The organism is Candidatus Persebacteraceae bacterium Df01 (genome assembly GCA_030386295.1).
Taxonomy (GTDB): Bacteria; Pseudomonadota; Gammaproteobacteria; order Tethybacterales; family Persebacteraceae; genus Doriopsillibacter; species Doriopsillibacter californiensis.
Genome location: JANQAO010000001.1, coordinates 458722 through 473118, shown reverse-complemented (window position 1 = coordinate 473118; position 14397 = coordinate 458722). Strand labels below are relative to the sequence as shown.

17 protein-coding genes are annotated in these 14397 nt (G+C 47.0%); all 17 read right to left on the bottom strand.

The genetic code is table 11. From position 1 onward, the window contains the following. Positions 1–15 precede the first annotated feature (15 nt). Positions 16–1419 carry a F0F1 ATP synthase subunit beta gene (gene atpD, locus NQX30_02325; GenBank protein MDM5147214.1) on the bottom strand — a complete coding sequence of 468 codons (1404 nt, stop codon included), beginning with the start codon at positions 1417–1419 and terminating at the stop codon, positions 16–18. A 56-nt stretch (positions 1420–1475) separates the two neighbouring features. Next, on the bottom strand, positions 1476–2108 hold the full coding sequence (locus NQX30_02320) for a hypothetical protein (protein ID MDM5147213.1): 633 nt from the start codon (positions 2106–2108) through the stop codon (positions 1476–1478). After that, on the bottom strand, positions 2105–2974 hold the full coding sequence (atpG, locus tag NQX30_02315; protein MDM5147212.1) for a F0F1 ATP synthase subunit gamma: 870 nt from the start codon (positions 2972–2974) through the stop codon (positions 2105–2107). Before atpG ends, NQX30_02320 begins: the two co-directional genes overlap by 4 nt. A gap of 15 nt (positions 2975–2989) precedes the next feature. Continuing rightward, positions 2990–3313: a heavy metal-binding domain-containing protein gene (locus NQX30_02310; protein ID MDM5147211.1), complete on the bottom strand. Its 324-nt coding sequence runs from the start codon at positions 3311–3313 to the stop codon at positions 2990–2992. Between the two features lie 30 nt (positions 3314–3343). Beyond that, positions 3344–3571 carry a hypothetical protein gene (locus NQX30_02305; protein ID MDM5147210.1) on the bottom strand — a complete coding sequence of 76 codons (228 nt, stop codon included), beginning with the start codon at positions 3569–3571 and terminating at the stop codon, positions 3344–3346. After that, positions 3572–5113: a F0F1 ATP synthase subunit alpha gene (gene atpA / locus NQX30_02300; protein ID MDM5147209.1), complete on the bottom strand. Its 1542-nt coding sequence runs from the start codon at positions 5111–5113 to the stop codon at positions 3572–3574. 10 nt (positions 5114–5123) lie between these two features. Continuing rightward, the gene (locus tag NQX30_02295) at positions 5124–5642 is read right to left on the bottom strand and encodes a F0F1 ATP synthase subunit delta (protein ID MDM5147208.1); all 519 of its coding nucleotides are present in this window, start codon (positions 5640–5642) and stop codon (positions 5124–5126) included. Continuing rightward, complete coding sequence (locus NQX30_02290; protein ID MDM5147207.1) at positions 5639–6193, bottom strand: F0F1 ATP synthase subunit B; 555 nt, start codon at positions 6191–6193, stop codon at positions 5639–5641. Before NQX30_02290 ends, NQX30_02295 begins: the two co-directional genes overlap by 4 nt. A 13-nt stretch (positions 6194–6206) precedes the next feature. After that, positions 6207–6419: a F0F1 ATP synthase subunit C gene (atpE, locus tag NQX30_02285; protein ID MDM5147206.1), complete on the bottom strand. Its 213-nt coding sequence runs from the start codon at positions 6417–6419 to the stop codon at positions 6207–6209. Positions 6420–6519: 100 nt separating this feature from the next. Continuing rightward, positions 6520–7338, bottom strand: a complete 819-nt coding sequence (gene atpB, locus NQX30_02280; GenBank protein MDM5147205.1) for a F0F1 ATP synthase subunit A — start codon at positions 7336–7338, stop codon at positions 6520–6522. Beyond that, positions 7338–7658 (bottom strand): hypothetical protein, encoded by a 321-nt coding sequence (locus NQX30_02275; protein MDM5147204.1) that lies wholly within the window; start codon positions 7656–7658, stop codon positions 7338–7340. Before NQX30_02275 ends, atpB begins: the two co-directional genes overlap by 1 nt. Before the next feature lie 165 nt (positions 7659–7823). Continuing rightward, entirely contained in the window at positions 7824–9530 is a 1707-nt protein-coding gene (locus NQX30_02270) for a chorismate-binding protein (protein ID MDM5147203.1), read from the bottom strand. Between the two features lie 55 nt (positions 9531–9585). Next, positions 9586–9795, bottom strand: a complete 210-nt coding sequence (locus NQX30_02265; protein ID MDM5147202.1) for a hypothetical protein — start codon at positions 9793–9795, stop codon at positions 9586–9588. A gap of 81 nt (positions 9796–9876) precedes the next feature. Then, positions 9877–10926: a homocysteine S-methyltransferase family protein gene (locus tag NQX30_02260; protein MDM5147201.1), complete on the bottom strand. Its 1050-nt coding sequence runs from the start codon at positions 10924–10926 to the stop codon at positions 9877–9879. Positions 10927–11138: 212 nt separating this feature from the next. Then, positions 11139–12248: an S-(hydroxymethyl)glutathione dehydrogenase/class III alcohol dehydrogenase gene (locus NQX30_02255; GenBank protein MDM5147200.1), complete on the bottom strand. Its 1110-nt coding sequence runs from the start codon at positions 12246–12248 to the stop codon at positions 11139–11141. Positions 12249–12461: 213 nt separating this feature from the next. Then, on the bottom strand, positions 12462–13229 hold the full coding sequence (locus tag NQX30_02250; GenBank protein MDM5147199.1) for an amino acid ABC transporter ATP-binding protein: 768 nt from the start codon (positions 13227–13229) through the stop codon (positions 12462–12464). Positions 13230–13255: 26 nt separating this feature from the next. Then, positions 13256–14395: an amino acid ABC transporter permease gene (locus NQX30_02245; GenBank protein MDM5147198.1), complete on the bottom strand. Its 1140-nt coding sequence runs from the start codon at positions 14393–14395 to the stop codon at positions 13256–13258. Positions 14396–14397: the final 2 nt, after the last annotated feature.

The window sequence follows — 14397 nt, the reverse complement described above, 5'->3', positions numbered from 1 at the left end:
TGACATTGTAATGGACTAAGCTGCTTCCTTCTTCATTTTTTCAGCTTTTTCTTCAGCTTCCTCAATAGCACCAACCATATAAAATGCTTGCTCCGGAAGATGATCATAGTCGCCGTTGATGATTCCTTTAAAACCGCGTAACGTGTCTTTAAGCGATACATATTTGCCCGGTGAACCGGTAAACACTTCAGCGACAAAGAACGGCTGCGACAAGAATCGTTGAATTTTTCTAGCCCGCGAGACTACTAACTTGTCCTCGGGAGCTAATTCATCCATGCCCAGAATAGCGATAATGTCACGTAATTCTTTATAGCGTTGCAGGGTGTTCTGCGCACCGCGCGCAATTTCATAATGCTCATCACCCACCACCAGCGGATCCAACTGACGTGAAGTGGAATCTAGAGGATCAACTGCTGGATAAATACCTAACTCGGCTACCTGTCGCGACAAAACAACGGTCGAATCTAAGTGTGCAAAAGTTGTCGCTGGCGATGGGTCGGTCAAGTCATCTGCTGGTACATAAACCGCCTGCACTGAAGTAATAGAGCCTTTTTTAGTAGATGAAATGCGCTCCTGCAGTTTACCCATTTCCTCAGCCAATGTCGGTTGATAGCCAACCGCCGACGGCATCCTCCCCAAAAGCGCCGAACACTCGGTACCGGCTAGTGTAAAGCGATAAATATTATCTACGAACAACAGTACGTCGCGACCCTCATCACGAAAATTTTCAGCGATGGTCAGACCAGTCAACGCTACCCGCAAACGATTTCCTGGCGGCTCATTCATCTGCCCGTACACCAACGACACTTTGTCCAGCACGTTAGAATCTTTCATCTCGTGATAAAAATCATTACCCTCACGAGTGCGCTCACCAACACCAGTAAACACTGAATAACCAGAATGCTCAATAGCAATGTTGCGAATTAATTCCATCATGTTAACCGTTTTTCCGACACCTGCGCCGCCAAACAGCCCGACCTTGCCACCTTTGGCAAAAGGACAAACTAAGTCAATAACTTTGATGCCGGTTTCTAGCAATTCTTGATTGGGTGACAATTCTTCATAAGAAGGTGCAGACTGATGAATCGCGCGGCGTGATTTTTCACCAATAGGCCCTGCTTCGTCAATAGGATTGCCCAACACGTCCATAATTCGGCCCAGTGTTTGTTCACCGACAGGAACATTAATTGGTGCACCAGTGTTAACCGCCGTCCATCCACGCCGTGCTCCTTCGGACGAGCCCAAAGCGATGGTGCGCACCACTCCATCACCCAGCTGTTGCTGCACTTCTAACACCAACCCGGAACCTTCACTGACCGTAAGCGCGTCATACACTCGCGGCATATTTCCAGCTGGAAATTCCACATCAATTACCGCCCCAATAATTTGGACAATTTTTCCTTGTGCTTGTTCACTCATCAGAAGACTCCTTTTGTATCTTAAATCAATTTTTTACTTTCGCCAACGAACACCGCTTATTGCTGAGCGGCTTTCACCTTGTCGGCAAAAGACGTAAATAAATATCTGGCGCTACGGCGTAAATCAGCTTCCGTATCACCACTCATCACATCCAATCCCATTTTTAAATTACCACGGCTTGTTTTAATGACCATTTGAGCAGTTTCAGCATCGGCGACCGCCTGTAATAGTGACGAATTCATCTCAAAGGCTGCCGATGATGTTTCGCGTGTATCCAACTTTGATATTCCTGGCGTGAATTGAAAATTTCTTGCTTTGCTTAACAATCCGTAATTCTTTCCTGCCCAAATAGAAACTTCGTGAATGGTTACTTTGGGTCCAAAAGTCACAATGGTAAGAAAAACTTTTTTTCCACGCGAATGCCAAAACAATCCCGCTTGTGCCCACGCCTGTTCAAACACGCCACCACTATGCCGCTTACGTACGTAAAAAGCGCGACCGTCTACTTCCACCTGCACTGATTCGGAAGTATTTTTTTCGTACCACACATTTACTGGATCAAGGACAAGCTCCACATCACCCACATCATTACTATTAGAACGAATACTGGGCGGCTCTCCCAAAGACCCACCGACACACGACTGCAGCAAAACCACCGCCGACAATAGCAACAAACGCAGCATGGTCATACCGCCGCCGCTCCACCAACAATTTCGGCAATTTCCTGTGTGATAGAGGCTTGACGTGATTTGTTGTACACCAGCTGCAATTCGTCAATGAGATTGCCTGCGTTGTCTGATGCTGCTTTCATTGCCACCATGCGCGCCGCTTGTTCAGAGGCGATATTTTCTGCCACCGCCTGATAGACCACTGCTTCGACAAACCTTGTAAGCAACGTATTTACCACTGGTGCCGCCTCCGGCTCGTACAAATAATCCCACGAATGACTGCGTGGTGCTTCCACCAGTACTGCATCTGAAATCGGTAATAATTGCTCCACCACCGAGTCTTGCTTGACCGTATTGATAAAACGAGTAAAAACCAAATGTACTTCGTCCACATCACCGTTGCGGTAGGAGTCCAACATCGCCGTAACAGCACCAATGAGTTCGGCTGCCTCGGGGGCATCACCATAACCAGTGTACTGCGACAAGATATCTGTTTTTAAGCGCCCCAAGAACGCAGCTCCTTTATTACCCAACACTGCCGCTTTAATGCCAAGCCCTGCCGCTTCTTTTTCGCGCATACTCGCCACTGTTGAGCGCAACGCGTTGGTATTAAGACCTCCACACAACCCTTTATCGCTAGTAACAACGATAAACCCAACATTACGAACATTATCACGAGGAGTAAGAAATGGATGCCGATATTCGGAATTGGAGCGCGCTAAATGGGCACAAACTTCACGAATTTTTTCTCCATAAGGACGCGCTGCAGACATACGTTCTTGAGCGCGCCGCATTTTAGACGCTGCTACCATTTCCATAGCCTTAGTAATTTTTTGCGTGTTTTTAACGCTTTTTATTTGGTTACGAATTTCTTTTGCTGCTGGCATATTTGCTCCTGTACGTTAGCGCAATGACACCGCCGTGCCTGAAACCGATACCATCAGCATGCTACCGGAGCTGCCGCCAATAACTTCATAGTCTATGTCAATGCCCACTACCGCATCTGCGCCTAATTCTCGTGCCTTGGCCCCGATATCCTCGAAGGCAGCAGCACGGGCTTTTTCCAACTCTTGTTCGTAGGCACCAGAACGTCCACCGATAATATCGCGAATTCCGGCAAATAAATCTTTGAAAATATTAACACCCATAATTGCTTCACCAGCGACAATCCCGCGATAGTCGGTAATAGTCTTTCTTTCAATCGAAGGCGTGGTGGTAAAAATCATTACGACATTCCTCTATAAAAAATGCTCTATTTAAGATCTAATAAAGATAGCATTTTCTATCTTTTTAAAAGCAAAAAGTTGAACAACTTCTGCTTGATTAGTTTTATCCATTTTTGAATTTAATTGAATATTTTCATCATTCAGTTCACTGTTTCTTACCGTTTTGGGATCAACATCAACTCGGAAACCGCCCCCAAAAAACAAGTCTTTCCTCATAATATGTTTCTCTTTGATTTTTTTGAAAATTGACAGTGCCAATTATGCCACTGTCTCGAAAAACTCTTCCATTGCCGCTTTCAATTTACCGTCCACCTCATCGGTTAATTCTGGTTTAGCATCAATTACCGCCAGTAAATCGTCGTGTTTAGATTTCATGTGCGAATGCAAATTAGTTTCGGTTTTGAGCGCGTCTTCCACTCCAATTTTGTCAAAAAATCCATGCTCAATGGCATACAACGTCAGTGCTAACTCCGATACTTTAAGCGGCGAATATTGTTTTTGCTTCATCAACTCGGTCACCACCTTACCCTTGTCCAATTGCCGACGAGTAGCTTCATCCAAATCGGAAGCAAACTGGGCAAAAGCCGCCAATTCACGATATTGCGCCAACGCCAAACGCACACCACCACCGAGTTTTTTAATAATTTTGGTCTGCGCTGCACCGCCCACCCGCGACACGCTCAAACCGGCATTCATCGCCGGACGCACGCCAGCGTTAAACAAATCGGTCTCTAAAAATATTTGTCCGTCGGTAATGGAAATAACATTCGTCGGCACAAAAGCGGTGACATCGCCGGCTTGTGTTTCAATTACGGGCAGTGCCGTCAGTGATCCGGTTTTTCCTTTGACTTTGCCATTGGTTAATTTTTCAACATAATCAGCGTTTACTCTAGCACCACGCTCCAAAAGACGAGAGTGCAAATAAAACACATCACCCGGATAGGCTTCACGTCCCGGCGGACGGCGCAACAACAAAGAGATTTGTCGATAAGCCCATGCCTGTTTGGTCAAATCATCATAAATAATCAACGCATCTTGTCCGTGGTCGCGGAAATATTCTGCCATTGTGCAACCGGCGTAGGGTGCGATATATTGTAGCGCCGCCGCATCAGATGCCGTCGCCGTCACCACGATAGTGTGTTTAAGCGCATCGTGCTCCTCCAACTTACGCACTACCGCCGCCACAGATGAGGCTTTTTGGCCGATAGCAACATATACACAAATACAATCCTGTCCTTTTTGATTAATAATAGCGTCCACGGCAATAGCTGTTTTTCCAGTTTGGCGGTCGCCAATGATAAGCTCACGCTGACCGCGACCAACTGGCACCATAGTGTCAATGGCTTTAAGTCCTGTTTGTAATGGTTGTGAGACAGATTGCCGCCAAATTACTCCCGGTGCAATTTTTTCAATTGGTTCATGCTCGGTAGCTTCAATTGCGCCTTTACCATCTACGGGCTCGCCTAACGGATTCACAACTCGCCCAATGAGACCTTCGCCTATCGGCACTTCCAATACTCGTCCGGTACAGGCAGCACGATCACCTTCACTAATGTGTTCGTATTCTCCCAATACTACGGCGCCTACCGAATCTCGCTCCAAATTTAGCGCCAGACCATAGCCACCGCTAGAGAAAGACAACATTTCACCTTGTTGCACATCGGACAAGCCGTGCAAACGCACAATCCCGTCACTGACCGACAGCACAATACCTTCATTGCGCATTTCGGCTTCTTGATTGATGTTGCCTATTTTTTTCTTAATAACGTCGCTGATTTCAGCCGGACTTAACTGTTTCATCTGTTGTCTCCTATGCTAACGCCGCCGCCAGTCGATTTATCCGACCGCGAATACTGGCATCTAACACATTGTCTTGCGCATATACGCGCACACCCCCGAGTAAATCGGAGTTTTCTTCATAAGTAGAGCGTACTTTACTGCCACTCCATTGTTCCAAAAAAACGTCGAAATCGCGCTGCGCCGCCGCATCCATTGGAACCGCCGTTTCCACACGTATTACCGATATACCTTCATCCTGCAAGCGCAATTGCTCAAATCGCGCGGCAATAGCGGCAGTCGCCTGCAACCGCTGATTTTGTGCCAATACACGCAGGAAATTTCGCTGCCCTGAATCAGTGATATCTAAGGCATCAATCAACGCTTCTGCAATTGTGTTTTCTCCCGCCGTATGACCGGAAATAGCACTTTGTAGCGTCTCTTCTGTCGCCACCAACGCGGTAAACATATCACCCCACAGCGACACGGCACCGGTCTCTTTGGCATGAGCAAAAGCTGCCGCAGCGTATGGTCGGGCGATTTTGTCGCTCATGAACGCAAGTTCTGTTTAAGAGAATCCACGATATCAACGTGAACGCCGATATCCACTTCACGAGCCAGCACTTTGGATGCCCCCGCAATAACTAATTCTCCCACTTTAGCTTCTAATTCGCGACACATAGCGGCGCGTTCCGACTCCAATTTTTGCCGTCCCTGCTCCAAAATCCGAGCATTTTCGCTTTCAGCTTCGCCGCGAGCGGCTTCTACAATTTCACTGCGCCGTTTTTCGCCTTCAGCAATGTAAACACTGGCTTTGGCACGGGCCTCGGCAAGCAATTCATCCTTGCGAGCACTGGCAGAAGAAAGCGCTTGCTTACCTTCCTCGGCAGCGGCTAACCCGTCAGCGATTTCTTTCTGGCGCGTTTCAATGGCATTCATCAATGGCGGCCAGACGTATTTCATCATCACCCAGATCAAAATACCGAAGGTGGCAATCTCGCCCAATAACGTGGTGAAGCTGAGTAGCTTGAGTCCGCCTTCCGCCGCCAGTGCCGGTGCTGGCAACAGTAGCAAAGGCAACGCCTTAGTGAATATATTCATCATGGCGCTCGCAAAATTAGGCAAACAGAACAATCATTGCCAATACAATGGCGATAATTGGCACGGCGTCGGTTAGGCCAACCGTCAAAAAGAAACGCCCCATTAATTTACCTTCTAACTCAGGCTGGCGGGAAATTGCCTCCAGCAAGCGCCCAGCAAGAATGCCAATACCAATAGCCGCGCCCATTGCTGCAAGACCGCCGCCAATAGCAGCCAATCCCTTACTAATGTTGTCGGCTTCTTGAGCCAAAACTTGCGTCGACAACAATAATGACGACAGTAAAACGGTGACTTTTTGAATGATTTTCATAGTTTTCTCCTTGTTTAATTTAATGTTTTTCGTGCGCCATAGCCAAATATACAACCGTTAACACGGCGAACAAATAGGCTTGCAGAGGCACTACCAAAATATGATAGATTGCCCACGGTCCGCCAAACAGCCACTGGCCCAAAAATGCCCCACCGGCGATATAAGAAATGCCGCCGCCAATAAGCAGAAAAATCATTTCTGCTGCAAATAAATTACCAAACAATCGCATGGCGAGTGACAACGGCTTGGCAAGCTCTTCAACTACTCGCAAAACGATATTAACTGGTGCCAACGTTGCGCCGAAGGGAGCAACGGCCACTTCATGCAAAAAACCGCCAACTCCTTTAACTTTAACATTGTAATACAAGGTCATCCCAAATACCGTCAACGCCAACGCTGCAGTCAGGCTTAAGTCAGCCGTTGGGAGCAGTTTAAAATGCGGTACTGAACCGGTCAACAAGTAACCTCCTGAAGCCACCAAATCAACCGGCACCAAGTCCATACAATTCATTAAGAAAATCCAAATAAAAAGGGTTAACGCCAAGGGCCCGACAACAGCCGGTGCGCTGGGAAACAAATCCCGCACTTGCCGGTCAAAAAAACCAAATAACATTTCAAAAAACACCTGCAGCTTAGATGGTGTTTGCACCGAGGCTCTTCGCGTCACTTTTAGCAGTAGCCAAAATGCAATAAAGGCCGTTACCCAAGACATCAACAACGTATCCAAGTGCAACGCCCACGTTGTCGGCCCGTCACCGACCTCTCCAACAGAAAAATGAGAAAAATGCCCGTTAATGTAATCGGTAACGTTACTTGGCCACGGCGTCGCTCCTGCCACTAGCTCGCCCTTGCGGCCATGCGCGCCGCTGAAAAAATATTAATAACTAGTGCCAGTATCACACCAGCCAGCAAAAAATCAGCTTCTAATCCGCCAAATGTATGCAATGTGCGAACGACTACGGCAAGCAACAAAACGGTTACGGAAAACTTGGTCCCCCACAACGAAAAAGCATATTTAGAAGAGCGTTGTGCGACGCAAAAAAAGTGTGGCAATGTCACTACCAAAAAGCCACCTGCTGCGGACAACACCTCTTCATGCTGATTTGCAATAAATCCCAGCGCGGCAGCCACCCACAAAAATTGGTAATAAAAGCGCATTTAATAAATAACGTGAAATTTCTTGAAAATTGGATTATATGCGAAATTGCTTTCCATCAAAATATAAAAATGTCATTTATTGAAAAATAGGTATCGGTAAATAAGTCGGATGTTATTCTATCAAGGTGTGTGTGTTTTAACTTATGAAATATTTTCAAAAAAAAATCAACACGCAACACGCATATTTTCCACTCCACGCACGGCGTTAAAGCGCTGAACGGCGTCTGCACGGCATAGCTCATCCTGCGTGATGACAGCTTCACGCAACTTTCCAGCGGCAAGCAATGCCGCCCGCTGGACACCCGGAAGCAAGCCGCAGCGAACGGGGGGTGTTAGCCACTCTCCAGAAATATGCACGGCAATATTAGCAATGCAGGTTTCGGTAATTTCGCCTTTTTCATTTTGTAATACAGCATCATCAAAACCGTCCGCACGTGCCGCTGTCAAAGCACTATCGTAAACCTCCCGCTGTGTAGTTTTATGGCGCAACAAACCATCATCAACGCGCACAGTATAAGAAGACAAACAAGCGCGCACTTCACTTATTGTCGCCGGAAAAACACGCTGCTCCAAAACTAACTCACCGTCGGGCGACAACGTCAAACGCAAACACACCGGCACACTAAGGGTTTTGCAATGCGCCTCCACCAGTTGAGTTGCCGCTACCCGATTAAAGCGAAAACCAAAATAGCGTGAGCTCGCCGCCAGACGTGCCAGATGATGAGACCACAAAACCACACCATTAATATCAGCACGCATGGTTTCAATAAGATGAGGCTTCTGTTTTGGCACGAGAATCGCTGCCTTTAAGCGACATTCACGCCATTCACCACTCGGACTGGAATCCGCTACCACGCCGCTGCCCACGCCATAATGGACAAGTTCGGCACGCTTATCTACAACCGCCGTACGAATACCAACATTAAATCGCGCTTGATTGCCGCCTGCCCATCCGCAAGCACCGCAATACAGGCCTCGCGGTATTTTTTCTAGTTGTCGAATCAAGTGCATAGCGGAAATTTTAGGTGCTCCCGTTATTGAAGCGCAAGGAAATAACGCATTGAAAATATCATGCAATCCGCTTTGCGTCTGACAGGCAATGGTTGATGTCATTTGTAGTACCGTCGGATATTCTTCTACTGCCAGCAATGCTTCTACTCGCACCCGCCGCGCGTCCGGCAAGCGCGACATGTCATTTCTGAGCATGTCCACAATCATCAGGTTTTCGGCACGATCTTTGGCGCTGGCAGCTAGACGAACTGCTTCACCTGGAAAATTGCGCCGCGTACCTTTCATAGGCTTGGAAATAAGTGTGTTGCCTTGCTTCTCAAAAAAACATTCTGGCGATACCGAACAAACTGCCCAGTCGTCGGTTTCCACATAAAATGCCCATGCCGAAAGCTGCCGTGTGCTGAGCATTGCGAACAAAGACAGGGGACTACCAACAAAAGAGGCACGCAAAGGGTACGTAAAATTTGTTTGATAAACATCGCCAGCAGCAATGCGCTGTTTGATAGTGCCTATCGCGGTCTCGTAATTTGCGCGATTAATGGCCGCCTTCCACCTCCCAGTCAAATGCGCCGAAGCAAGTGGCGCAGAAACTGGTTCGGGCGGCGCATCGTAAACGGCAAACCATGCCAGTGGCAACAACGACCACGACGCATGGACTGTTTGCGCCGCATCAAAAGCCGGCGCTGCTTCATACGTAACAAAACCGGCCACGTAAGCCCCAGATTTTGTCTCACTATCAGCAGCAGCAATAACATCAGTGACTTCATCCAGACAAGTCGCCACCAAAACCTGCCGCGGCACAGCAAAACGCAACCAACCACCCGATGGTGACGGCACAATAACGTAAGGGAAAGGTCGCATTTTATAAAAACAATGCAAAACCGCTTTGCCTTAAAGCGGCTTCAAGGAATAATTTTTACTTGTCGTTTTCTTCGTTAACAGGAAAATAGTCAACCAAGCAACGTGGTAAATGAGAAAAAGCGGCAATTATTTTAAAAGGCACAGTAATAATTTCAAGAATCGGGTTAGACGCGCGCTCTATGTTTGTCTCACACTTCCCCTCCTCTTCGGCAGCCAGCACGCTCGGCGAGGCAACCAACAATAATGCAATCAGCGTTTTTTTCATCCTATTTCTCCTGATGGAATTACACAACGTTTATTATTATCTCATAATGGCAGAAGCTGTAACCCGTTATTGTCCCTCAACTCATAAATTGTCCAAAAATTTCTGGTTTTCGGATTTGAGCGATGGATCTGTACCCATAGCGTAGTGCTTACTCATATCTGGAGAATAGCGACTAGCTTCAGTCTGACGTCCTAATTCCTCGGCAATAGCGCGCACATGATGCGGACCACCACCACAACAAACCCCCACCATACGAATGTTGTTATCAAAACATTCGCGGGCAAAAGCGGCCATTTCGTAGCGAGTGCACGTAAAAGCGTCTAACGCCGCCGGGAAAGCCCGCATCCCTTCTGGCAGATGGTGTTCCCCACAAGGATCTTTGATTGACTGAAACGACGGCATCTCAGCCGATGTGCGAAATGTTACTGGAATACCGGCCACGTGCCCAGACACGGCAGCACGAATATCTTTAAGTTGCGGCAACATTGTCGCCGGACCACGACAACAATTCATACCCACCACGTCGGCACCGGCATCTTCTAATTGCTTACAAGCCTCTTCCGGCGGGATACCCTCCCGCAGTAAGCCAGTAGAATGCGTTATTACATTCACCACCACATCCACTCCCGCTTTTTTTGCTTCTTCTAGCGCGATAAGCCCTTCACCTAACCAAGAGAGCGTTTCCACCAAAATGAAATCCACTCCGGCGTCTGCCGCCCAAGCAACCTGCTCGGCAAACATCTTACGCACTTCGTTGTGAGATTGTTTGTCATCAGGAAAATAAACATTCGTATTGCAAATATTGCCAGCAACGAGAGTACGGCCGCTCTTATCCTCAGCAGCAGCCTGTTTAGCCAACAGCAAAGCATTTTTTTGCAGGGGCTCCAGTAAATCTTCTTTTCCGATAATACGCAATTTCTCACGATGCCCATAATAGGTAAACGCCACCATAGCGTCGCTGCCAGCACGCAAAAATTCGCGATGTAATTGCGCCAACACTTCTGGATTTTCCAGCACCACTTCAGGCACAAAAGAACCAGCCTGCAAATAACCGCGCCGCTCCAACTCAAACAAATATCCTTCGGCACAAATAAATGCTTCTGCGTCCAGTCTCTCGGTCAACTTACCCATGAATATCTCCTTTACGATATAACTGTATTGGTAATTTAAAGCACCTTTGCCCAGTAAAAATTACTAGAATGTCTACAAATTGTAACCTAGTATTAAAAATTAATTGCATGCCTATCAATTTCACTTTCTGGCTTTTTCAGTGAAACACATCTCAGATTAATTTGACATTTTTACTAGTCAGTTTTTTCTATGACTCTGATTTTAACTGAGGATTAGAAAACTACTACACTGCGAATGGACTCGCCTTTGCGCATTAATCCAAAAGCACGGTTAATGTCCGACAGTGGCATAGTGTGAGTAATCATTGGGTCAATTTCTATTTTTCCTTCCATATACCAATCCACGATCTTTGGCACATCAGTACGCCCCCGCGCCCCACCAAATGCCGTTCCACGCCAGACGCGACCAGTTACCAATTGAAACGGCCGAGTTGTTATTTCCTGCCCAGCACCGGCCACACCAACAATAACCGACTCTCCCCACCCCTTGTGACAGCACTCTAGTGCTTGTCGCATGGTGTCTACATTTCCTATGCATTCAAAACTAAAATCAGCACCGCCTCCCGTCAAATTGACCAAATACGGCACCAAATCACCTTCTACTTCCTTCGGATTAACAAAATGCGTCATGCCAAACCGCTCTGCCATTTCACGCCGCGCCGGATTAATATCCACTCCAACGATTTTGTCTGCGCCCACCAGCCGAGCGCCCTGCACTACGTTCAACCCGATGCCGCCAAGCCCAAACACCACCACATTGTCGCCAGGCTTGACTTTGGCGGTGTTAATAACTGCACCGATACCGGTGGTTACACCACAACCAATGTAACACACCTTGTCAAAAGGGGCATCTTCGCGAACTTTAGCGACTGCAATCTCAGGCAACACGGTGTAATTGGAGAATGTAGAAGTGCCCATGTAATGAAATAAGGAATCACCGCCCAGCGAAAAACGGCTGCTGCCGTCAGGCATAACACCACGCCCTTGCGTAGTACGAATTGCCTGACAGAGGTTAGTTTTGCCGCTGGTACAATATTCACATTGGCGGCATTCTGGCGTGTACAAGGGAATAACATGGTCTCCCGACCTTAAAGAAGTAACACCCTCTCCGGTTTCTACTACCACGCCGGCACCCTCGTGCCCAAGTATCGCGGGAAAGAGTCCTTCTGGATCGGCGCCTGACAAGGTAAATTCGTCAGTATGACAAATACCAGTGGCTTTGATTTCCACCAACACTTCACCCGCTCTGGGACCATCCAAATTAACGGTTTCAACGGTAAGTGGTTGCCCAGCGGCAGTTGCAATAGCTGCTTGTGTCTGCATTACTTTCTCCTCTTGTTGATTATGTAGTATCAATCACAACAGGCAATAATTGTAGCCCATTTTAATATTTTATAATGCGTGCTAATCGTCAAAAAGCGTAACTAACATAACGTCAGTCATCAAAAATTCAAAAGCCACTTTATCAATATCCGCAACTAAAAAACAATGGCGATTCAAAGGATTTTTGTCGGGCTTGTAGCTTATCGTCGGTTATCAATGCGATAAGATTTGGCTCAAAAATAGCTGGGTGCGCTCGTTCTGAGGATTATTAAAAAATTCTTCTGGCTCATTTTCTTCCACAATTTGTCCCTCATCCATGAAAATCACGCGGTTTGCCACTGTGCGAGCAAAACCCATCTCGTGAGTCACACAAATCATGGTCATTCCTTCTTGAGCCAATTCAATCATCACGTCCAACACTTCCTTAATCATTTCCGGATCTAGCGCCGACGTCGGTTCATCAAATAACATGATTTTGGGCTTCATGCACAAAGAACGAGCAATCGCCACTCGTTGCTGCTGACCACCCGATAATTGTCCCGGATATTTTTCCGCCTGCTCGGGAATGCGCACCCGCTCCAGATAATGCATCGCAGTTGCTTCAGCTTCCTTTTTAGGCGTGTTGCGAACCCAAATCGGCGCCAAGGTAAGATTTTGCAACACAGTTAAATGCGGAAACAAGTTAAAGTGCTGAAATACCATACCCACTTCGCGGCGGATTTCATCTATGTGTTTAAGGTCATCATTAAGCTCTATACCATCCACCACTATAGAGCCTTCTTGATGTGCTTCCAAGCGATTAATACAACGAATCATTGTAGACTTGCCGCTACCCGATGGACCACACACAACGATGCGTTCACCGGCGTGTACCTTCAAATTAATATCCCGCAATACATGAAATTGCCCATACCATTTGTTAACCTTATCCAAACAAATGCAGGGTTCACCAGAATTCTCAGCTTTTTGCGTGCTTAACATGATTATTGTTCTCTTTCTCTTTGAGTTTATCTTTTGTGACCAGTGTGCAACTTGGCTTCTATGTGCTGGCTGTATTTTGACATACCGTAACAGCACGTAAAATAAATTGCAGCCGAAAACACATAGGCTTCCAACTCGTAGCCTTTCCAATTAGATGAACGGGCCGCTGCTTCGGCCATTCTAAGCATATCAAATAAACCGATAATTAGCACTAACGTAGTGTCTTTAAATAGCTCAATAAACGTATTGACGATTCCGGGAATCGCAACTTTCATTGCTTGAGGCAAAATAATCAATCCGTTTTTCTTCCAATACCCCATTCCCATGGCGTCAGCTGCCTCGTACTGACCGCGAGGAATAGCTTGCAAACCACCACGGATAGCTTCCGCCATATAAGCCGATTGAAACAGGGTAATACCAACCATCGCCCGCGCCACTTTATCAAAATCCACTTCGGCCGGGAAAAACAACGGCAACAGATTGGAGGCCATGAACAGTACGGTAATTAGTGGTGCAGCCCGCCACATTTCAATATAAAACACGCTGATGGTACGAATGATCGACATTTTTGAGCGGCGACCCAGTGCAAATACGATACCCAATGGTAAAGCTGCGACAATTCCCACTGAAGCCAGCATAAAGGTCAGCATGAAACCGCCCCACTGGTCGCTGCTGGCTACTGGTAGCCCTAGCCACTCTCCGTGCACCAGCGCAAAAGCAAAAAATGGAAACACGAAAATAATAATCGCACCCAGCTTCATTTTGTGACGAAACCCGTTAATAAACAGCGGTATTATCAAGGCGATAAGCGATGCAAACATCAACACTGGACGCCAAACTTGGTCGGTGTGACCGCTGTAATATAACCCGAACATCAATTGTAAAAACCGCACCCGAATAAAAGTCCAACAAGCACCTGGTGCGTCTACTTCATTACCGTTAGCGTCGGTGATTTTGCAAGCAGACGAATCGCCACCACTCCAAGTAGCATTAAACAGTAACCAATTGAGTGACACTGGAATAATGTTGTACAACAGCAATAAAGACAGAAAAGTTAGACCGATATTAAGTGGCGTTGACAAAAGGTTAAGGCGAATCCAACCGATTAGTCCGGTTGTAGCTATCGGTGCTGGCCGCGCTGGAAGGGAAATAAAACGAATAGTCACTG